The 19,697-nt window shown below is 69.1% G+C and carries 20 protein-coding genes and 2 pseudogenes; 13 read left to right on the top strand and 9 right to left on the bottom strand.

Going from position 1 to position 19,697, the window contains the following annotated elements; all coding sequences use genetic code 11:
- The first annotated feature begins 49 nt into the window (after nucleotides 1–49).
- Nucleotides 50–916, top strand: a complete 867-nt coding sequence (locus ACMCNN_RS10805; protein ID WP_412747133.1) for a LysR family transcriptional regulator — start codon at nucleotides 50–52, stop codon at nucleotides 914–916.
- A 155-nt stretch (nucleotides 917–1,071) separates the two neighbouring features.
- Here ACMCNN_RS10805 and ACMCNN_RS10800 read toward each other — a convergent pair whose 3' ends face one another.
- From ACMCNN_RS10800 to ACMCNN_RS10785, 4 genes are all read right to left on the bottom strand, one after another.
- Nucleotides 1,072–1,221, bottom strand: a complete 150-nt coding sequence (locus tag ACMCNN_RS10800) for a hypothetical protein (protein ID WP_412746038.1) — start codon at nucleotides 1,219–1,221, stop codon at nucleotides 1,072–1,074.
- A 2-nt stretch (nucleotides 1,222–1,223) separates the two neighbouring features.
- Nucleotides 1,224–2,012 (bottom strand): AAA family ATPase, encoded by a 789-nt coding sequence (locus ACMCNN_RS10795; protein WP_412746037.1) that lies wholly within the window; start codon nucleotides 2,010–2,012, stop codon nucleotides 1,224–1,226.
- A complete protein-coding gene (locus tag ACMCNN_RS10790) occupies nucleotides 2,009–2,167 on the bottom strand; it encodes a hypothetical protein (protein WP_412746036.1) in 159 nt (52 codons plus the stop codon). The genes ACMCNN_RS10795 and ACMCNN_RS10790 overlap by 4 nt, the downstream gene beginning before the upstream one ends.
- A gap of 163 nt (nucleotides 2,168–2,330) precedes the next feature.
- A complete protein-coding gene (locus ACMCNN_RS10785; RefSeq protein WP_412746035.1) occupies nucleotides 2,331–2,888 on the bottom strand; it encodes a GrpB family protein in 558 nt (185 codons plus the stop codon).
- 333 nt (nucleotides 2,889–3,221) lie between these two features.
- Between ACMCNN_RS10785 and ACMCNN_RS10780 the strand changes: the two genes are divergently transcribed.
- Nucleotides 3,222–3,455 carry a hypothetical protein gene (locus ACMCNN_RS10780; protein WP_412746034.1) on the top strand — a complete coding sequence of 78 codons (234 nt, stop codon included), beginning with the start codon at nucleotides 3,222–3,224 and terminating at the stop codon, nucleotides 3,453–3,455.
- Between the two features lie 374 nt (nucleotides 3,456–3,829).
- Entirely contained in the window at nucleotides 3,830–5,107 is a 1,278-nt protein-coding gene (locus ACMCNN_RS10775; protein WP_412746033.1) for a GAF domain-containing protein, read from the top strand.
- Between the two features lie 348 nt (nucleotides 5,108–5,455).
- On the opposite strand, the gene ACMCNN_RS10770 is transcribed toward ACMCNN_RS10775, so the two are convergent.
- Together ACMCNN_RS10770 and ACMCNN_RS10765 are read right to left on the bottom strand one after the other, a co-directional pair.
- Nucleotides 5,456–6,034: a hypothetical protein gene (locus tag ACMCNN_RS10770; protein ID WP_412746032.1), complete on the bottom strand. Its 579-nt coding sequence runs from the start codon at nucleotides 6,032–6,034 to the stop codon at nucleotides 5,456–5,458.
- Between the two features lie 59 nt (nucleotides 6,035–6,093).
- A complete protein-coding gene (locus ACMCNN_RS10765; RefSeq protein WP_412746031.1) occupies nucleotides 6,094–7,062 on the bottom strand; it encodes a GlxA family transcriptional regulator in 969 nt (322 codons plus the stop codon).
- Between the two features lie 71 nt (nucleotides 7,063–7,133).
- Here ACMCNN_RS10765 and ACMCNN_RS10760 point away from each other — a divergent pair, with 71 nt between their 5' ends.
- Together ACMCNN_RS10760 and ACMCNN_RS10755 are read left to right on the top strand one after the other, a co-directional pair.
- On the top strand, nucleotides 7,134–7,910 hold the full coding sequence (locus ACMCNN_RS10760) for an MBL fold metallo-hydrolase (RefSeq protein WP_412746030.1): 777 nt from the start codon (nucleotides 7,134–7,136) through the stop codon (nucleotides 7,908–7,910).
- A 119-nt stretch (nucleotides 7,911–8,029) separates the two neighbouring features.
- Complete coding sequence (locus ACMCNN_RS10755; protein WP_412746029.1) at nucleotides 8,030–9,769, top strand: alpha/beta hydrolase; 1,740 nt, start codon at nucleotides 8,030–8,032, stop codon at nucleotides 9,767–9,769.
- A 348-nt stretch (nucleotides 9,770–10,117) separates the two neighbouring features.
- Here the strand turns inward: ACMCNN_RS10755 and ACMCNN_RS10750 are convergent, their stop codons facing one another.
- Nucleotides 10,118–10,582 carry a hypothetical protein gene (locus ACMCNN_RS10750; RefSeq protein WP_412746028.1) on the bottom strand — a complete coding sequence of 155 codons (465 nt, stop codon included), beginning with the start codon at nucleotides 10,580–10,582 and terminating at the stop codon, nucleotides 10,118–10,120.
- A gap of 476 nt (nucleotides 10,583–11,058) precedes the next feature.
- On the opposite strand from ACMCNN_RS10750, the gene ACMCNN_RS10745 reads away from it, so the two are divergent.
- From ACMCNN_RS10745 to ACMCNN_RS10715, 7 genes and pseudogenes are all read left to right on the top strand, one after another.
- On the top strand, nucleotides 11,059–11,823 hold the full coding sequence (locus ACMCNN_RS10745) for a hypothetical protein (RefSeq protein WP_412746027.1): 765 nt from the start codon (nucleotides 11,059–11,061) through the stop codon (nucleotides 11,821–11,823).
- A gap of 456 nt (nucleotides 11,824–12,279) precedes the next feature.
- Nucleotides 12,280–12,720 (top strand): SRPBCC family protein, encoded by a 441-nt coding sequence (locus ACMCNN_RS10740; RefSeq protein ID WP_412746026.1) that lies wholly within the window; start codon nucleotides 12,280–12,282, stop codon nucleotides 12,718–12,720.
- A gap of 13 nt (nucleotides 12,721–12,733) precedes the next feature.
- Complete coding sequence (locus ACMCNN_RS10735) at nucleotides 12,734–13,333, top strand: TetR/AcrR family transcriptional regulator (RefSeq protein WP_412746025.1); 600 nt, start codon at nucleotides 12,734–12,736, stop codon at nucleotides 13,331–13,333.
- A 664-nt stretch (nucleotides 13,334–13,997) separates the two neighbouring features.
- Nucleotides 13,998–14,195: pseudogene (locus ACMCNN_RS10730) on the top strand (DUF6461 domain-containing protein); the annotation flags it as partial.
- A gap of 135 nt (nucleotides 14,196–14,330) precedes the next feature.
- Nucleotides 14,331–14,531 (top strand): hypothetical protein, encoded by a 201-nt coding sequence (locus ACMCNN_RS10725; RefSeq protein WP_412746024.1) that lies wholly within the window; start codon nucleotides 14,331–14,333, stop codon nucleotides 14,529–14,531.
- Between the two features lie 180 nt (nucleotides 14,532–14,711).
- Nucleotides 14,712–15,182: an HIT family protein gene (locus tag ACMCNN_RS10720; RefSeq protein ID WP_412746023.1), complete on the top strand. Its 471-nt coding sequence runs from the start codon at nucleotides 14,712–14,714 to the stop codon at nucleotides 15,180–15,182.
- Nucleotides 15,183–15,721: 539 nt separating this feature from the next.
- Nucleotides 15,722–16,890, top strand: a protein-coding gene (locus tag ACMCNN_RS10715) for an IS3 family transposase (RefSeq protein WP_412746017.1) whose coding sequence is annotated in 2 segments (ribosomal slippage) — nucleotides 15,722–16,006 and nucleotides 16,009–16,890 — 1,167 coding nt in all. Because the reading frame shifts where the segments join, the coding sequence is not laid out codon by codon here.
- A 9-nt stretch (nucleotides 16,891–16,899) separates the two neighbouring features.
- Here the strand turns inward: ACMCNN_RS10715 and ACMCNN_RS10710 are convergent.
- Nucleotides 16,900–17,345 (bottom strand): annotated as a pseudogene (locus ACMCNN_RS10710) (hypothetical protein); the annotation flags it as partial.
- A 373-nt stretch (nucleotides 17,346–17,718) separates the two neighbouring features.
- Here ACMCNN_RS10710 and ACMCNN_RS10705 point away from each other — a divergent pair.
- Entirely contained in the window at nucleotides 17,719–18,717 is a 999-nt protein-coding gene (locus ACMCNN_RS10705; RefSeq protein WP_412747132.1) for an IS481 family transposase, read from the top strand.
- A 17-nt stretch (nucleotides 18,718–18,734) separates the two neighbouring features.
- Here ACMCNN_RS10705 and ACMCNN_RS10700 read toward each other — a convergent pair whose 3' ends face one another.
- Nucleotides 18,735–19,139 (bottom strand): ribonuclease domain-containing protein, encoded by a 405-nt coding sequence (locus ACMCNN_RS10700; RefSeq protein WP_412746022.1) that lies wholly within the window; start codon nucleotides 19,137–19,139, stop codon nucleotides 18,735–18,737.
- Nucleotides 19,140–19,697: the final 558 nt, after the last annotated feature.

Below are 19,697 nucleotides of genomic sequence, written 5' to 3'. Positions count from 1 at the left end.
CTGTCATACCCGCTGGGTATGACTCGCGTACGCTGTGGCCGTGGAGACCTTGGAGACCCGCGAGCTGAGGTACTTCGTAGCCGTCGCCGAGGAGCTGCACTTCGGCCGGGCCGCCCAACGCCTCGGCATGGCCCAGCCGCCCCTATCGCGCGCGATCCAGCAGCTCGAACGGCGCCTCGGCGTCTGCCTCCTGGAACGCAACCGCCGTGGCGTCGCGCTGACAGACGCCGGCCGCGTGCTGCTGTCCGAGGGCCGCGCGACACTCGACGCGGCCACCGCCGCCGCCCGCCGCACCCGCCGCGCCGGCGGAGCCGACAACCCGCGCGGTGCGCGTAACCGTCTCGTGCTGGCGGTGAAGACCGCCGCCGTTCACGGACTGCTCCAGAAGCTCCTCGACGCCTACGCCGTCCAGCCCGGCGCGGCCGAAGTCGAGGTCCTGCAGTGCCGAATGAGCGACCAGGAGGCACGGCTGCGCGACGGCAGCGCCGACGTCGCGCTCATGCACGTGCCGTTCAACTCCCTCGCCGGGTTCGACAGCGAGGAACTCATGACCGAGGGTCAGCTCGCCGTCCTGCCCGCCGGACATCCCCTCGCCACACGGGCAACCCTGTCCATGGCCGACATCAGCGACCTCCCCGACCTCCCACCAGCACGCTGGCCCAGACACGGCATCTACCCGCCCGGCCCGGGCCCCGAGATCCACGACCAGACGCAGCTGGCCCAACTGGTCGCCCTGGGCCGTACCGTCGGAATCGTGCCGGAATCCGCGCGCGCCTGGCTGTGGTCCGAACACGCCGCCATCCCGCTGACCGACGCGCCTCCCGTCGTCACACACATCGCCTGGCCCACCCACAGCCGCTCACCAGCCCTGGCCAGCCTGATCAGGACCGCCGTACAGCTCGAACCCTCCCGGTAGAGCCCTGTCACTCCACCCGTCACGGTCCCGCGCCGCGGCGCGGCGCGAATGACGGGCCGGTCACGCGGGGCTGCAGCGCCGGGCCACGGCGATCTCGCGTACGGTACGCAGCTCCGCCTGCCGTGCCTCGGCGGGAATCTCCGCGACCGGGCCATTCATGCCCGCTGCCGCTCGGCGGGTGTCAGGTCGTCGGGCTCCTCGGCCATGCCCCTGGTGGACACCGAGAAGGTGCAGGTGGTGGAGCGCGCGACTTCCCCTGAGTGCGGGATCGTGGCGGGCGGCCGGTGCGAAACGCCGACACGCACGCTCACTCGTCGAGCAGGTGCCGCAGCGATCGCTGCGGTGCGGTGAGGAAGTCCCGGGTGACCTGCACCAGATCGGCGTCGTCGTACTCGACCCGCTCCAGGGTGCCGTCGCCGGTGACCTGCACGATGCGGGCACCGGGCAGGGCCAGCAGGATCGGCGAGTGCGTAGCGATGAGCATCTGCGAGCCGGCCCGGACCAGGTCGTGCAGCCGAGCCAGGGCGGCCAGGGCGCCCCGCGGGGACAGCGCCGCCTCCGGCTCGTCCAGCAGATACAGCCCGCCCGGGGTGAACCGGTGCGTGATCAGATCCAGAAATGACTCGCCGTGCGAACGCTCGTGCAGCGACCGGCCCCCGTACGCGCGCAGCAGGCCGGGCTTCACCCGCTCCAGCTCCTCGATCTCGGTGGCCACGTTGTAGAACGACTCGGCCCGGAAGAAGAACGACGACCGCTCCCGGCGTCCCGCCTGCCGGGCCACCGTCAGATACCGGCCCAACGCTGACTCGCTGGCCCGGGTCTCGAACCGGAAGCTGCGGCTGCCGCCCTCCGGGTTGAACCCGGCCGCCACCGCGACCGCCTCCACCAGCGTCGACTTGCCCGACCCGTTGTCTCCGATCAGGAACGTCACTCCCGGGCCGAGGTCGAGCCCGCCGGCGGCCACCAGCCCGGCCACGATCGGCAGGGCGAACGGGTATCCGCCGGTGTTCACCCCGTCGGCGGCGGCCGCGTCGGCGTCCACCGCGATGCGCCGCAGGAACCACCCGGCGCCATCCCGATCGCCGGCGAGGCTCATGCCGTGGCCCCGGCTGCGGCGGCGCGTTCCCGCACCCGGTAGACGCTCGAGCGCGACACCTCGGACAGCTCCGCCAGCTCGGCCACGGTGTGCTCACCGGCGGCGTGCTGCTTGTCGGTCGAGCAGCTGGTGCACCCGATCAGCACGGCGGCCACCGGCCGAGCGTAACGGAAGCCCCCGCTCACCGGACACCCTGTGTGGGGCGACTGCCGCGCTGGTCGGGACGGGCGCCCACAAGAGGTGATCTTGTCCATTGAGGGTCCAATCAAACAGACACACCAAACAGCTCGCCCACGTTTGCGGCGGCGGCGATGCCGCTCACCCACGCCGCGCGAGCCATCGACGCGCGTCGGCCGTAATCGACGCGACCAGCGCACTCTTACCGTCGGTATAGGCATCGCGATCATGGACGTGGCGGACAGCCAGTTGCAGTTTCAGCTGCTCATACCGCCGGACAGCGTCGGGATGAGCCCGCAGATAGTCACGAAACGCCAGCACATCGGTGAACCGTTGAGAACCGGTCGGCACCAAATGCAGATGGTGCGTACGACGCTGCGGGGTCGGCTTGCAGAACCAGTGCATGACATCCTGCCGATAAGGCGCATAGCAGTAGCTCAGCCCCGCCAGCAGATCGATACACGGACGCGACGAGTCGAGGTCAACGACACCGACCATGATGTCGATGATCGGCTTGGCCGTCAGGCCCGGGACGGCCGTGCTGCCGACATGGTGCACTCCGCCCGCGACATGAGACCCGAGCACCTCGGTCAGGATCTCGGCCTCCCGCTCAAATCCAGTCGGCCAGGCCGGGTCATAGGGCGAAAGACGGATCGGTTCGTCGGCGACCCGGGAGTCCACTTCGCTGTCATGCGTCATAGCCCCACCTTGCCGCACCGAGGATCACTCCGCGGTCCCGGGTTTCCAAACGCGGCAGCCCGGTCCTCGGGCCGACGGTCCTCTACTGGCACGGACAAGGTTCACTGTCAACGGAACGTCGCGACACAGCGTCACCGCCAGCCGGCCTCGTGGGCGCCTCCCCGACCCCGTACCAGAGCAGCAGACGGAACCTGAGGCGCTCGCCCCTTCGGGCAACGATTACCGCCCCTCAGGTCGACCACCCGGGCTGTCGGGCCGGGCTGTCCCGATCAACGCTGGTGATCATCCGTTCCGGAGACGGCCATCAGCAATCCGTGGGAAGGTTCCCTCACCATGCAGCCTGGCAATTCACCGCTGGAGAAGCTTCCACATGATCTTCACCAGCAGGTCCTCGGATACCTCGACAACGATGATCTGGCTCAACTGCAGGGCGTCAGCCAGACCACCTACAACGAGGTGCTCGCCTACTTCCAGCGCCAGCTCGCGGCATTCCAGCAAGAGCTTCAGCAGTCCGTCACGGCAGTGAACGCATTGGTGGAAGAAATGAATACCTATATGAACCGCTAGGTCCACCCACGCTGCTCCGGCGCGCCAAGCGCGCCTTCCGCGCCGCAACCGGATCCATACCTCGCTCTCGGTCGGATCGAGCGGGCCCGTCACACGGACGGTGCAACAGCGGTTGGACGATGGTCGGGTCGAGGCGGCCCTCGACGGTCATCTCGAAGGCGTTCGGCGGGTTTTCCAGCGCATCGCCCACCGGCGCCGTCAGGCGTCGGTGGGCGAGGCTCATGATGGCCATGCAGATGAATTCAGCGTAGTGGGTGGCCCGTATTGGCCGAGCCGCCGTCGAGTTGAGGAAGATCGCTACAGCGGTTACCGTGGCCGGGCTCCGGGTGAGTCACCGACCGTTGCACCTATCGGCAGGAGAGGCGGCCCCCATCATGGCGGCGGTATCGGGTCAGCGGCCGGCGGCGGTTGTCCCGCCGGCGGAGCAGGATCTGCGGGCGTTGTTCGGGCAGTCCAGCGCTGTCTTTGCGGCGCTGGCGGGGCCGTCGCACGTGGTAGAGACGGCGAATCCGGCGTTCTTCTCCGTTATCGGTGAGGGACGGGCACAGACCGGTGTCCCGCTCGCGACGTTGATGCCCGAGCTGGCCGGACAGGGCGTCATCGCCGTACTGGACGAGGTTTACCGCACGGGTGAGCCTTGCACCGTCCGAGACGTCCCGGTGGTGCAGGGCGCGAGCCCGCACTCAGGCGAGTCGTTCTTCGACCTCACCTGCGAGCCGCGCCGCGATGTCGGCGGCGAGGTGAGCGGAGTCCGGATCGTTGGGGTGGAGATTACCCAGGTCAAGCATGCCCAGCGGCTGATGGCCGAGCACCGTGCGTTGCTGGAGCAGATCGCTCGGCAGGCACCGCTGAGCGAGGTGCTCGACGGCATGGCCCGCTGCATCGAGAAGCTGGCACCGCACGAGGTGCTCGTCTCCGTGCTGCTCGCCGATCCCGACGGCCGGCACCTGCGGCACGGCGCCGCCCCGAGCCTGCCCGACTCTTACAACCAGGCCATCGACGGGATCGCCACCGGTGAAGGCGTCGGTTCCTGCGGCACCGCCGCGCACCGGCGCCAACCGGTGATCGTCACGGACATCACCACCGACCCGTTCTGGGACGAGTTTCGCCAGCTGGCCGAACAGGCCGGGCTGGCCGCCTGCTGGTCCACGCCGATCCTGGCCCGCGACGGCGCCCTGCTGGGCACCTTCGCCATGTACCACCGCACCCCGCGCGTCCCGCGGGACACCGACCTCGCCCTCGCCCGGGTCTTCACCAGCACCGCGGCGCTGGCCATCGAACGTCACTACAACGAGCAGGCGAGGCTGGCCGCCGAGGCAGACGCCGAGGCTGCCCACGACGAGCTGGCCAAGGCGGTCCACGCCGAGCAGCAGCTCCGCGCCGAGGCCGAGCAACGCGCCGCCGCCGCCGCGGAACTCGCCGCAGAGATGCGCGCCGCCGCCGCCGCGCAGGTCGCGACGCCGCACCCCGAACGGTGCCAGCTCGGCGGAGCCCGCGGGTGCACCGCACCGGCCGAGATCAAGGTCGCCGATTCGTGGGGCGACTCAGCCTGGGGCTGCCCCGCCCACGTCGAGGAGGCCATCATCAACGTGCGCTCGGTGTTCATCGCCAGCGCACAACTCGGCGGCCTGGCCGCCTACCTCAACCGCTGACCCCCACCAGCCCGCCCCCTTCGATGGTTGGCGGCGGGGTGGCCGCGGGCACCGAGGCACCGCCTCACCACCCCGCGGCGGGGTGGCCGCGGGCACCGAGGCGCCCTTACCACCCAGGTGGACATGGGTGCTGCAGGGCCGTGTCCCGCAGCCTCAGATGCGGCGTGCCGATGGTGACCCACTCGCCTGCCAGCAGACGCCGGCGTGCGTGTGTCCAGCACCGAGCCCCAGCCGGGCACGGCCGCCGGGAAACCACATCGTGCGTCATCACCTCGGCGGCCAGCGACAGTGGCTCACGCACGATCCGAGCCTGTGGGGTCCGGGCCCGCCGGTTCCGTGCGGTGCCGCTCACCTGGTAGGCCGGTCGAGACCGGCGGCCAGCGCGGCGATCAGCCGCTCCCGGGCGTCGACCTCGCGCAGCCGGGCGTCGTTCGCCTGGCGCCGCCACAGGTCGCGCTTGCTGTGCAGGTCGCGGGTGCTGGCCGGTTCCTCGTCGGTGGTGCCGGCCTGCCGGCCGAGCGCGAACCGCAGTTTGTCGAACCTGTCCAGCCAGCTGCCGAACGCCGCCTGCACCTCGGCCTGAGCGAACAGCCCCACGAGCACCCGCGCTCGCACCAGCTCGTCGGGCACCGTCTCTCCGGCGTCCGAGACGGTGGCGCTGAGCCGGATCACCGTGGTGGCGATCTCCAGGTACGACTGTTCCTGCCGCTGGTCCCGGCGATCGCCGACGAGCTGCTCGTGGCGTACGCCCTCGAGACTGGCGGCGTGCGTCGCGGCGAGCTCGGCGAGCGACCGTGCGTGCCGGTTGCCCTCCTTGGCCAACTCGGCGGCCTGCCGCTGGCTGCGCACGCTGGTTGCCCACCCGAAACCCAGTCCGGCGATGGCCACCACCGCGCTGCCCACCGGCGTGATCCAGTCCCAAGCCACACGGGACTATACCGCCCGCCGGGAACTCTGAAGACCGACCGCCGCGGCGCAAGCGACAGTCATTCCGTACGGAAGCTGACCCGGTAGGACTGTGGTGGTACACCAACGATCCGTCGAAAGTGGGGGCGCATCGCCACGCCGTCGGTGAAGCCACTGGCCCGCGCGACGGCGTCGATGTCGAGGTCGGTCGTGGAAAGAATGTGCTGCGCGTGCAGCACCCGCTGGTGGAGCAGCCATTGCAGCGGCGAGCAGCCGGTGGTCTCCCGGAAGCGCCGGTCGAAGGTACGGCGGCTCAGGCGTGCGACGGCGGCGAGCCCGGCGACGTCCAACGCCGGGTCGTCGAGGTGTTCGACGGCGTGCCGCATCGCGTCGGCGACGGCGTCTCCGGTGTGGAACTGCGGCACCGGCCGTTCGACGAACTGTGCCTGACCGCCGGGCCGCTGGGGTGCGACGACGAGCGCGCGGGCGGCGGCGTTCGCCGCGTCCGGTCCGTGGTCGCGGCGGAGCAGGTGCAGGCAGGCGTCGAGACCGGCGGCGCTACCCGCGCTCGTCACGACGGTGCCCTCGTCGACGTAGAGCGCGTCGTCGACAACCTCGACCGCGGGAAACCGGTCGGCGAACTCGGCGAGGTAGTGCCAGTGTGTGGTGGCCCGTCGCCCGTCGAGCAGGCCGGCCTCGGCGAGCACGAACGCGCCGAGGCACAGTCCGACCACGGTGGCGCCGTCGCGGTGGGCGTTGCGGAGCAGGTCGAGGACGTCGGCACCGACCGGTGGTCCGGTCGGGGGGCGCCAGCCGGGAACGATGAGCAGCCCCGCCTCGTCGAGCGCGTCGAGGGGGTGCGGCGCGCCGATCGAGATGCCGGCGGTGGTGCCGAGCGGGCGGGAGTACTCGCCCGCCACCCGTACGTCGAAGCGGGGGCCACCGCGGCCGGCCTGGTCGATGCCGAACACCCGGGGCGCTACGGCGACCTCCAGCATCGGGGCGCCGTCGCCGACGAGAACACCCACGGTGGTCGCACTCCGGGTCATGGCTCGAATGTATCGGACGATGGCTTTCAAGCCACTGCCGGGAGGTCACGGCCGGCCGCAGACTTGCCGCCATGACCCTGCAGATCCGCCGCTTCGGCGGTCCGACCGCGACGTTCTCCCTCGGCGGCCTCACCTTCATGACCGACCCCACGTTCGACGCCCCGGGCGACTACCGGATGGGCACCCGCACGCTGACCAAGACGGCCGCGGCCGCCGGTACACCCGCCGATGCCGGACGGGTCGACGTCGTGCTGCTCTCACATGACCAGCACCCGGACAACCTGGACAACGCCGGGCGCGAGTACTGCGCCACGGTCCCGCTGGTGCTGAGCACCCCCACCGCCGCCGACCGTCTGGGCCCACCGGCCCGTGCCCTGGCGGCCTGGTCGCACATCGATCTGCGCCGGCCGCGCGGTGCCGGCGACCTGCGGGTCACGGCCGTCCCCGCCCAGCACGGCCCCGACGACACCGAACACTTCACCGGGCCGGTCACGGGGTTCGTCGTGCAGGGCGACCATCTGCCGACCGTCTACGTCAGCGGCGACAACGCCTCCCTCCGGGTCGTCGAGGAGATCGCCGCCCGGTTCCCGGCCATCGACGTCGCGCTGCTGTTCGGCGGCGCCGCGCGTACCCCCTTGCTCGGTGACGCGAACCTGACCCTCGATGCCGCCGGCATGGTCGCCGCGGCCCGCATGCTCGGCGCCTCGACCGTGGTCCCCGTCCACGTCGACAGCTGGGCGCATTTCACCGAAGGCATCGCCGACGTCCGGGCCGCGTTCACCGCCGCCGGCCTGGCCGACCTCCTGCTGGCACCGGCGCCGCACCGAGACTCCCCGCTGCTGTCGTAAACGGGGGGGGCGGCGGCTCTCTCCACAGTGCATCCACGCAGTACGTCGGCCTTGCATCGATATCCTACGATGCGTTCCCTGCGGCAACGTCGCCGCACCGTCGATGGAAGGGGACAGCGATGCCACCTCTCGCCAGACGCACTCTGATCGCGGGGGCGGCCGGGCTGCTGCTGAGCGGCTTGGCTGTCGGACCGGCAGCCGCCGCGGGAAGCCCTGCCTCCGCAACCACCAGCGCCCTCGAACGCAAGCGCGTGGACTCGGTGAAGACGCCGAAGCTCGGCTGGTACAAGTGCTACGACACGGCCGAATGCGCCACCACCCGGCTCCCGCTCGACTACGACAACCCCAAGGGCGCCACCACCGAGATCGCGATCCTGCGGATCAAGGCCAAGGACCAGAAACACAAGATCGGCAGCCTGTTCCTCAACCCCGGCGGGCCGGGCGGCTCCGGCACCGACATCGCCCGCGCCGCCCCGGATTTTCTGTCCGGCTCGCTGCTGCAGCGGTTCGACATCGTCGGGTTCGACCCGCGCGGGATCGCCGCCAGCACGAACGTCAGATGCTGGAATTCGGTCAAGGACCAGACCGCGGTGCTGCAGGACATGAACGTCGCCTTCCCGTGGGGCAAAGCGGAGGAGACCAGGTACGTCAATGCCGCCAAGAAGTTCGGCAAGGCGTGCTCGAGTACCGGAAAGCCGCTGACCGGCGCGATGTCGACCGCCGAGGTGGTCCGGGACATGGAGGTGCTGCGTCGTGCCGTCGGCGACAAGAAGCTGACGTACCTCGGCTTCAGCTACGGCACCGCGATCGGTCAGTACTACGCCAACATGTTCCCCGACCGCTTCCGGGCGATCGTGGTGGACGGCGTGCTCGACCCGGAGCACTGGGTCGGCACCAAGAAGACCGCGAACCAGGAGCAGGACGAGCGACTGCGCTCCGCCGACGGCGCCTACCGCGCACTTCAGGAGATTCTGCAGCGCTGCGACAAGGCCGGCCCGGCGTACTGCGTGTTCTCCGACGGCGACCCGGTCGCCAGGTTCGCCAAGATCGCGGACGCGCTGCGCAAGAAGCCGCTGGTGATCAAGGACGAGTCCGGCACCTACACCATTACGTACGCAGACTTCATCGGCGGCGTTCTCGGCTCCCTGTACGGCACGGACGCCGGTGACGGCGTCAGTCAGGTCTCGCAGCAGGTATGGGATCTGCTGTACCCGCCGTCCCCGGCCGCCGCCGCGACGGCAAAGACCCAGCTGATCAAACGAATTCGCGACATGCGCGGGAAGGCTGCCCGCGACTTCCCCTACGCCAACGACGCCGAGGCGTTCTCCGGGGTGCTCTGCACGGACGCGCTTCATCCGGCTGATGCAAGCCAGTGGCCGGCGCTGATGGCCAAGGCCGACAAGCGTGCACCCTATTTCGGCCGGGCATGGGGTTGGTCGAGCGCACCCTGCGCCCGCAAGACGTGGACCGTACGCGATGAAGATGCGTACGCCGGGCCGTGGACAACACGGACCGGCGCGCCGGTGCTCGTGGTCGGCACCAAGTGGGACCCCGCAACCAACTACGACGACGCTGTGTCCGCCGCCAAGCGCCTGCCGAACAGCCAGCTGCTGTCGAACACCAACTGGGGTCACACGTCGTACGGCACGTCCGACTGCGCCACCAACGCGATCGACGCCTACCTGCTCAAGGACACCCTGCCCGCCAAGGGCACCCTGTGTGAGGGCAGGGATCAACCGTTCACCACGCCGTTGCCCACTGACCCTGGCGCCGCCTCGCTACGGGCGCCCACGGCACAGCAGGCGCGGCCACCGGTTGCCACCCCACTGCCGATCTCGGTGCTCAACGGGAACCGATAGGCCCGAGGCGCCCCGGGCCGCGGCAGCCCGGGGCGCCACCCTCCAGAATGGCCGTCGGCGTCGGCTGCCGCATGGACGGCACGGAGCAGTTCCCGGGCGGTGAACGATCGCAATCCGGCTTGGTCGTCACCGGCGAAGGTCGCAGATTACGCACCATGGCGGTGACACCGACGCCGACCATCATGTGCCGGTCCCCGTCGCGGCCGCCGGCGCCTCGGCCGGGCGTACGGCGAACAGATCCGTCGCGACCACCCGGGTCGGGGCCGACCATCCGCCGGCTGCTCGGCCTCGATGCCCGCGGACTGGCCGCGGTGCGTGCCCAGCGCACGCCGACGCTGCCGCGATGAGTCAGATCAGCGGTACGGCGGCGACGGTCTCCTCGGGTTGGTTCTCGATCGTGCAGTACCGCCATTTCCCGTCGGCGCCCTTGTCGAGGGTCACCTCGAAGAGCGCCGAGGGGACCGCGTCGTACGCGCCGATCGTGACCTTGCTGTTGGCGCTGCTGACCACCGGCTCAGCCGGGCGCGCGGCGGTGACCATGAGGACTTCATGGCCATACGCCGGGGTCGGCGCGGTCACCACGGAGAACACCGGCGGGGCGGGCGTCACGTACGCGTTCTCCGTGATCAGCGACTGCACCTGCTGGGCCAGGAGTTGGGCGACCGGGCATCCCGGGGTGGCCACGTTGCCGACGAGTGCCGGGTTGGGGTTGGCCAGCAGCCATTGCCCGTACGCGCTCAGCGAGGTGAGCACCTTCGGCCAGGCGGTCCCGGTGGTGGCGAGCGCGGGCGGCGCTGTGCGTGGCTTGGGCACGCCGGCCGTGATCGCCCTGAGTGGCAACGGCGGCGCCGTGACCACCGGAGCGGGCGGCGCGGCCGCACCTGTCGTTGTCGCGGCCGTCATCGCGCAGCCGCTCAGGCTGGCCAAGGCGGTCGCGGCGAGGAGCAAGCCGGAGGCGAGACGAGGCACGAACGTGTCAATCGGCAGCCACGTCGCTACTCTGAGTGTTTCACTCTGCCCGCCGTCCGGACCATGGCCGCGGCCAGCGCAACAGTCAGCGGCCCTCCGCCCGCGCCCCCGGGGCCACGGCGACCGTGTCAGTCCTGGAATGTCGCGCAGCCGATCAGGTGCATCCGCTGTCGCGGTGTGCTCAAGCAGATGCAAGATAAGAATTCGCTGAAGACGACGCTCGTGGCGACACGCCGGGGCCGGCGGCCCGGCGTGCCAGAGTCGCGGCCATGACGATCAGCCAACGCCGCCCACCGTCCGCGGCCGCTGTCACTCAGCTGGTGCGCAGCAAGGTTCCCGAGGTCACCCTCTTGTTCTGGGTCATCAAGGTACTGACCACGGGAATGGGAGAGACAGCGTCGGACTTCCTGGCCCACCATGTCGACCCGGTGGCAGCGGTCGGGTTGGGTGGCGTTGGCCTGCTGGTCGCGTTGGTGATTCAGTTCGCCGTGCGGCGGTACCTCGCGTGGGCTTACTGGCTGGCCGTCGTGATGGTCAGCGTGTTCGGCACGATGGCCGCCGATGTGCTGCACGTCGGGTTGGGCGTGCCCTACGCGGTCTCCACCGTGACGTTCGCCGTGGCGCTGGCAGCCGTGTTCGCTCTCTGGTACCGCGTCGAACGGACATTGTCCATCCACACGATCACCACACCGCGACGAGAGCTGTTCTACTGGGCCACCGTGCTGATCACCTTCGCGTTGGGCACCGCCGCCGGAGACCTGACCGCCACCTCGATGCACTGGGGATATCTGGTCTCGGGGGTCGTGTTCACGGTAGCGATCGGCGTCCCCGCGCTGGGGCACCGGTGGCGGGGCTGGAACGCGGTCGCGGCGTTCTGGACCGCCTACGTGATCACCCGCCCGTTGGGCGCATCGTTCGCGGACTGGATGGGCGTACCGGTGCACCGCGGCGGATTGGGCTGGGGTACAGGACCGGTAACGCTCGGCTGGGCGGTGGCCATCGTCGTGTTGATTACGGTACTGGCCGCACGCGAGGAAGACCGGCCGCAGATGGACTCCGCAGGTCAGCCGCCGTCATTACACTGAGAATTCGTCGCCGCCCCGAGGGAATCAACGGCTATCCGAGAGGAAGACGAAGGCCGCAACACGCGGAAACCACGTCCTTCTCAACAAGACGGCAGCGGCCGGCAAACCCACAACGGGCTATCTTGCTACAGCGACCGCTTCCCCGATCAATACGCCATCGCCGACAGGGTCCGAAGCGACGCTGAGGTCCCGATCGTGCCCGGGACGACACGGCCGATGACTCGCAGGCGCTCGTATGACGTCAACAGATCCAAAACGGACCTCCGGCCCCATGCGGGCCTGATGCCGCAGGTGAGGTCGACGCCGAAGTTGTCCCTGAGCACCGCCCACCGACCGTCGGGCATGGGTTTGCACCGGCCCGGGCCACCTTGGCAGCCGGTATCCGTGCGGCTGCCGCTGGACCGGTCCAATGCACTTGGGTACTCTGTCTAATGACATTAGACAGAGGGGGTCCACATGCGACACGTCCTGCAAACCAAGATCAACATTGCGGCGGCGCCGGAAGACGTCTGGCTACACTTGATCGACTTGCCGGCGTACAGCGCGTGGAACCCGTTCATCACTGAAGCTGCAGGCACGGCAGCCGTCGGCGAGCGGCTCACCATTCGCGTGCAGGCGGGTGACCGAGCCTCCACGCTGCATCCCACAATCACCGTCGCCGACCCCGGCCGAGTGTTCGAATGGCTGGCCCACGTCGGGATGCCGGGCATGTTCTCAGGACGCCACCGGTTCGAGCTGACCCCTACCGCCACCGGCTGCCAGCTAGTGCACAGCGAGACGTTCCACGGCATACTTGTCCGTCCGCTGCGCCGCTCAATCGAGACGTCCACGCGCGCGGGATTCGAAGCGATGAACGACGCCCTCGCTCACCGGGTACTCGTCGAGCGCGCGGCGTGACAGCACCAGCCAGATGGGACGCAAGGTAGGGCTCACACGGGCCCAGGTCGTCGCCGCCGCGGCCGATGTCGCCGACAAGCAGGGATTGGCCGCAGTCAGCCTGGCCACGGTAGCGGCGACTCTCGGCGTACGCACCCCCTCGCTCTACGCACACGTGGACGGGCTCACCGGGCTCCGGCGGGACCTGGCCCACCGCGCCAGGGAGCGCCTCGCCGCGCACCTCGCCGCTGCAGCCGCGGGCGAACCAAGCCCAGTCGCGTCGCTGCACGCGATCGCACGGGCCTACCGGGAGTTCGCACGCGCCCACCCCGGCCTCTACGCGGCACTGCTCCCGGTGCCCACCACGGAGACCGATCCCGCGTGGACGGCACGGGCCGCGGAACCCGTGCAGGTACTGGTGACCGTCCTCGCCGAACTCGGCATCACCCCGAGCCGGCACATCCACCTAATCCACACCCTGCGCGCGGTGCTGCACGGCTTCGTAGACCTCGAACTCGGCCACGGCTTCGGGCCAGCCGACCGGGTCGACGCCTCCTTCGAGGCTGCCCTCAGTCTCGTCATCCGCGCGATGGCCAGCGAGGCGGCCGGTGGAATGGGCGACTCGCTCGCGTGATCAGCCCGTTGCCGTCAGCCCGGTCGTCGAGGGGACCTCCGACCCGGGAAAGCCCATTGGCCGCGACGATCATCGAGGCCAGACCTCGAGCCCTCGGCCCCCACACTGCGAGGGGGCACTCGGCCAAGATCGCTGATCTGCGGCGCCGTGACCAGTGCGACCATCGGTCATCGTTCCGTGATTCCCCGCGACTCCCCCTGAGCGACCGGCCCATCTGGCACGGATCTGACACGCGGGACGTCGAGCGGATCTTGCCTAATCACCCAAAACGGCCATATGCGGCACGCGCAATGCCCAGGCTTGATCATCGTGAGTTGGAACCGCCGCATCGATCACGGCATCGGCCATCACCAGCCCGGCTGGGATTACGAGCAACCGCGGCACGGCCTACTGGCCGCCGCGAAAATGAGTTTGTGACTCCTACGGCAGATGACTACAGGTGGCTGTTCGAGGACGACAACGGTGGCTTCCTCGCCGACGACGCTGGTTCGCCAGATGACGCGAGCGGACGTTCTCCTGAGGCTCGACGCGACGTTCGTGCAGCAGGCCAGCTTTGGCCAGGTCGTCAACCCCGTAGACCTCGACTACGAGGAAGGACTCTCCTACATCGCCGTCGCCCGATTGCAGGCAGTGCGCTCATGCCGGAACAGTTCAGCTTCGCCGGATACGACCACCGCGTTCCCTCTCGCAAGGCACCACGCTGGCCACCCACTTCAACACCGTCAACGCCGACACAGCGTTCGCCTATCTTCACGACGACCAAGTCCTGCTCGACTTCAAGCCGTTCTACGGCGAATTCCGCGATGCCGAGGACGCCGACCCTGCCGAAGCGTTGCGCGAGTCAGGCTTCATCGGTGACCCGGGAGGCGAGTACACCGAGCACTACGTCGAAGCCGCATTCGCCCCTGGCAGGTCGCCTGATCGGCCAGGACCTCTCACGAGACGCACTGGAAGGTGCAATTTGCGTCTACGCCAGCGTGCCAGAACGGTGACCGCCATGGGCAAGTACCGATTGAGGACCAACCTGCGCTCACGCCTGCCCGCCTGGTGCCTGGCCTTCCTGCCCAAAGGCGGCCGCGACTGCGGCGAGCACGAGTGGTACAAGAGCGCCGACAACGAGTACCACTGCTACCACTGCCGGGTCGGCGTCCGAACCACCCGACCGGACCACTGGCCAGCGTCACCGCCACCCGACTAACGTCACCGCCGCGAGATCGTCCAGCCGGCGCTGTCACGGCGCCTTCTGCATTGGCCGTGACCTCGGACGGACGTCCACAGCCGCGTCGTCCCAGCTGACGCGGTCCGCACCGGTTGCTGTCAGCGTTGCTGTCGCATCGGAACGCACGGCTCGGAGTCGATGATGGCAGGATTTACCGTCATGGGGTGGCCAGCCGACTGGGAGGCGCGGATCGCGGGCCAGGTCTGCCGCCTCTGCACCGAGGGAAGACCAGGCGAGTCCGCCACTGGGCTCCGCATCTACGCCAGCGACCGCACGGACGCCTATCTAGCACGGAAGGCGCTCGTACGCGGCTACGCCGTCGTCATCTGGCGCGGCCGGCACGTCACTGAGCCACACCACCTCGACGACGCTGAGGCTGCCAGCTACAACGCGGACGTCCTTCGAGTGGGGAGGGCCATCGAGGAGCATTTCCAACCGATGAAGATCAACTACATGACCTTGGGGAACCGCGGCCCCCACCTGCACACCCATGTCACAGCGCGCTATCGCGACGACCCCGCACCCGGAGCACCGCTGCCGGACGGCCTCAGCCGGCCGCTCCCCGAAGACGAGTGGCGATCGGACGCCGCGGCCCTGAGAAGACGCCTCGGCGTATCCGGATCGGGTTAGGCGATCTTCGTCCCGAACGTATGATCGTGGAGGGCTCACCAACGGTATCGCTCCAGCTGAGCTGCGGAAAGGTTCCACGGGAGTCCGTGGGCGTCCAGCGCTGTTCTCCCACGTTGTCGCTCGGCTGGTCACCCACGGCAGGCCCAACCGGTTGGCCCTCGGTCAGGTGATGGATGACGGCAGGCCCTTCGCGGCCAGCTCGTTCGATCTGGCACGGCCGATGTCGCGTCCAGCGCGAAGTCGCCGTTTCCGCCTCTGGCTGCCGAATGGCTGCCACCATCGGCTCAGTCGGCGATCTACGGACGGCGGATGGTCGCGCCATGATCCATCGCACCGGTCCGAGTTGGTGAGGAAGCGATGCCGTGAGGAGGGGCCCAGGCGCTTGGGCTCGGTCGCCGTAGTCAACCCAGCGCCGGCACGAGGACCGCCAGCTCCCGGAAGTTCTCATGAGGCTACTGGCTGGAGAGACTAGGGTCTGCTGCACCGGTAGGTGACATCTGAGATGGCTTGCCCTGTGGGTGAGCTGGAAGGATGTCCCTGTGCCGAAGCCCTACCCCCAAGAGTTCCGCGACGACGTCGTGCGGGTCGCCCGTGAGCGTGACCCGGGTGTGACGGTCGAGCAGATCGCCAAGGACTTCGGGGTCCATCCGATGACGTTGTTCAAGTGGCTGCGTCAGGCCGACGTCGACGCGGGCGCCAAACCGGGCGTGACCCGCAGCGAGTCAGCGGAGCTGCGGGAACTGCGACGCCGGAACAAGCTGCTGGAGCAGGAGAACGAGGTCCTGCGCCGGGCCGCCGCCTACTTGTCGCAGGCGAACCTGCCGGGAAAAGGCTCTACCCGCTCGTGAGTGAGCTGGCCGCCGGCGGGATCCCCGTCGCGGTGACGTGCCGGGTACTGAACATCGCTCGTCAGCCGTACTACCGGTGGCTGGCCCGCCCGGTCACCGACACCGAGGTGATCGAGGCGTACCGGGCCGACGCGCTCGTCGACGCCCACCGCGACGATCCGGAGTTCGGGTACCGGTTCCTGGCCGACGAGGCCCGCCACGCGGGGCAGCCGATGGCGGACCGGACCGCGTGGCGGATCTGCTCGGGTAACGGCTGGTGGAGCTCCTTCGGCAAGCGCAAACGTCGCGGCAAGGGCACCAAGGTCGGCCCACCGGTGCACGACGACCTCGTGCGCCGTGACTTCACCGCCCAGGGCCCGAACCGGCTGTGGCTGGCCGACATCACCGAGCACCACACTGGTGAGGGCAAGCTCTACCTGTGCGCGATCAAGGACGTCTGGTCCAACCGGATCGTCGGCTACAGCATCGACAGCAGGATGAAGTCCCGCCTCGCCGTGGCAGCGCTGCACAACGCCGCTGCCAGACGCGGTGACCTGGCCGGCTGCGTACTTCACACCGACCGCGGGTCGCAATTTCGATCGCGGAAATTCGTTCGGGCCCTCGAACGGCACCAGATGGTGGGGTCGATGGGCCGGGTCGGCGCCGCCGGGGACAACGCCGCCATGGAGTCTTTCTTCGGCCTGCTGCAGAACAACGTCCTCGACCGACACCCATGGCGCACCCGCGACCAGCAGCGGATCGCCATCGTGAACTGGATCGAACGGACCTACCACCGCCGCCGACGCCAACGGTCACTGGCCCGGTTGACCCCTGTCGAGTTCGAGACCATCATGACCCCACCGGCCAGTCAGGCCGCGTGACTACACCTGTCACCTACCGGTGCAGCAGACCCCTTCGTCGCCAGTGTCATTGCTGTGATTGCCACTGGCGACGCCGTCGGAAGCGTGACCAGGCGATGGTGTGCTCGTTGTCCGGGTGAGGCTTGCAGCAGTGCGGCGATCAGGCGACGGGCTTCGAGGACGCTGATCGGGACGAGTTGGTCGGCGCCTGCTCTTGTTCCCCTTTGGTTGTTCTGCGGCGCGGACGGCGGCCAGCCAGGTCAGAGCCAGCATCGACAGGGTGATGTGGGCGTACCATCCGCGCCAGGTGCGGACCTGGAGTCGTCCAGGCCGGTCTCCTGCTTGGCCTGCTTGAAGCATTCCTCGACCGGCCAACGCCGGCCGGCGACCCACACCAGCGTGGCCAGAGTCGTGCGGCTGGGCGCATAGCAGATGTAGATGTGGTAGGCGATCTTGTCCGGGTCGCTGATGCTGCGAGTCGATCAGACGGCCGACCGGCTCCCGGGTGATCGCGTCCCACCGGCATGCCTGTGCAGACGACTCGGCAGGCCAGCCAGCATCCGCCTATCCGGCGGACGCACGGTGCCGCGCCAGCGCAGGCCGCCCTCGTGCCCGACGAAAGGCGACCCGTAGTGCCGGTTCGTGGCGCAGTCCGATCGGCCATCCCGCCGGTAATGCCATCGGGGCGGCCCGCCGTAGATCGAGAAGTCGCAGGGATGCGCTAGGTGTGCTGTCCAGCCAGGTTGGTCGAGGTTGTGTGATGACTCGGTCTGATCTTGTGGACAGGTGAAGGCCTCCGGTTGTGGAGTGGAGCTGTCTAGGAACCGCTCCGGCAACCAGGAGGCCTTCGTGCTCCACCGTAATGCTGCTTTGACCCCACGCGCACGTCTGCGCCCGGCCCGTTTGATCGTGGACGAGCATTGGCCGGTCGCTGCGGCAGCACGGCGGTTCGAGGTGTCCTGGCGCACCGCGAAGCGCTGGGCCGATCGTTACGTTCAAGCCGGCGCCGGGGCTATGCAGGACCGCTCGTCCCGCCCGCACCACAGCCCGGCCCGCACGCCGCAACCCACGGTCCGCAAGATCGTGCACCTACGGTGGAAGCAACGCCTCGGCCCGGTGCAGATCGGCGGACGCCTCGGCCTGCCGGCCTCGACCGTGCACGCCGTCCTGGTCCGCTGCCGGCTCAACCGCCTGTCACACATCGACCGGATCACCGGTGAGCCGGTCCGCCGCTATGAACACCCGCACCCCGGGGCAATGCTGCACGTCGACGTCACCAAGTACGGCAATATCCCTGATGGCGGCGGCTGGCGCTTCGTGGGCCGGCAGCAAGGCGAGCGCAACCGGCAGACGACGGCCCGGCGCACCGGCGCCCGCAACAGCGTCTACGAACCTCAGATGGGCACCGCGTTCGTGCACACCGTTGTCGATGATCACTCCCGGGTCGCCTATGCCGAGATCCGCGACAATGAGAAGGCCATCACCGCCATCGACGTGCTCCGCAACGCTGTTGCCTGGTTCGCCCAGCGCGGCGTCACCGTGGAACGGGTGCTTTCTGACAACGGCTCGGCCTACAAGTCCTTCGCCTGGCGTGACGCCTGCACCGAGCTCGGCATCACCGTGAAGAAGACCCGCCCTTACCGGCCCCAAACCAACGGGAAAGTGGAACGCTTCCACCGCACCCTGACCGAGGGCTGGGCCATCGCCCGCCACTACAACTCCGAGCACGCCCGCAGGAAGGCCTTACCGGCCTTCCTGCATCACTACAATCACCACCGGCCCCACACCGCAACCGGCGGCCTACCACCCATCACCAGGTTGACCAACCTCCCTGGACAGCACAGCTAGGCAGTGGCGGCCAGGATTCAGACGATCTCGTAGAAGTCGCTGTAGTGGTCAGGGGAGTACCAGGTTTGCCCGGTGCTGGCGTCGACGACGATGCGGTAAGCGTCGCGGTGTGCGCCACAGGCGCGCGGGTAGACGTCGTACTCCCAGAACGTGTCGTTGCCGGGCAGTTGTGCGTCGTCGTTGTAATACTCACCGCCGGCGTAGCTGCATTGGCCGGCCGGCCAGTCGTACCAGCCGCGCCGGGTCGGCCAGCCCAGGCCGGACCAGCCCTGGTAGGCGGTCTGCGCGTCGGCGCAGCCGGCGATGTTGCAGGTGTCGTTGACTATGGCGTGGGCGGCTGGCGCGTGCGTCACGATCGAGGTGACGGCAAGCGCGGCGCCGAGCGAGACGCGGCGCAGCCACGTACGGAGCGCGTTGGTCATGGGTTTGCTCCAGTGCAGTGTCCGGGTGACATCGAGGACCGAGAGTGTCAGCCGCGGGTTGCATCAGGCCAAATCCGGGGAAAATGCTCGCCAAGGCCGAACGGGCGCTGGCGTGACACGAACGGGTGCTCACGAACTCACACCGCGAATCCGCCCGCACCCGCGAGCAGTTGGCCGCGGCCCGCCGCCCTGGGGAACCACCGAGCGCCGCGATGCGCGCCAGCTTGATCCGTCACACCGTGGGTGATCCGGACCCGCCCCTGGATGGGGACTGTGGATCTAACGCCTGGGTGGCGCGCACTGACGGGAATCGGCGCGAGTGCTGCCCCGCCGTCAAGGCCAGCCGCACGCACGCCCACTGAGTGCAGGTCGGCCCTATCGCCGTAGGCGGGTCCGGCCGACCTGCGAAAGGTGTAGTTCAAGATGTGCAAGTCGATGCGGCGTTCGACGTAATCTGTCGGATGGCGGCGCGCGGCTGGTCCGCGACGCGAGCTCACGACAGGTCACCCTGGTGGTGCTCTGTGAAGCTCCACCCGTGGGGCCCGCCACCCCCTTCAG

The organism is Krasilnikovia sp. MM14-A1004 (genome assembly GCF_047159485.1).
In the GTDB taxonomy this organism is placed as follows: Bacteria; Actinomycetota; Actinomycetes; order Mycobacteriales; family Micromonosporaceae; genus Actinoplanes.
This window is presented reverse-complemented; position numbering and strand designations above follow the sequence as displayed.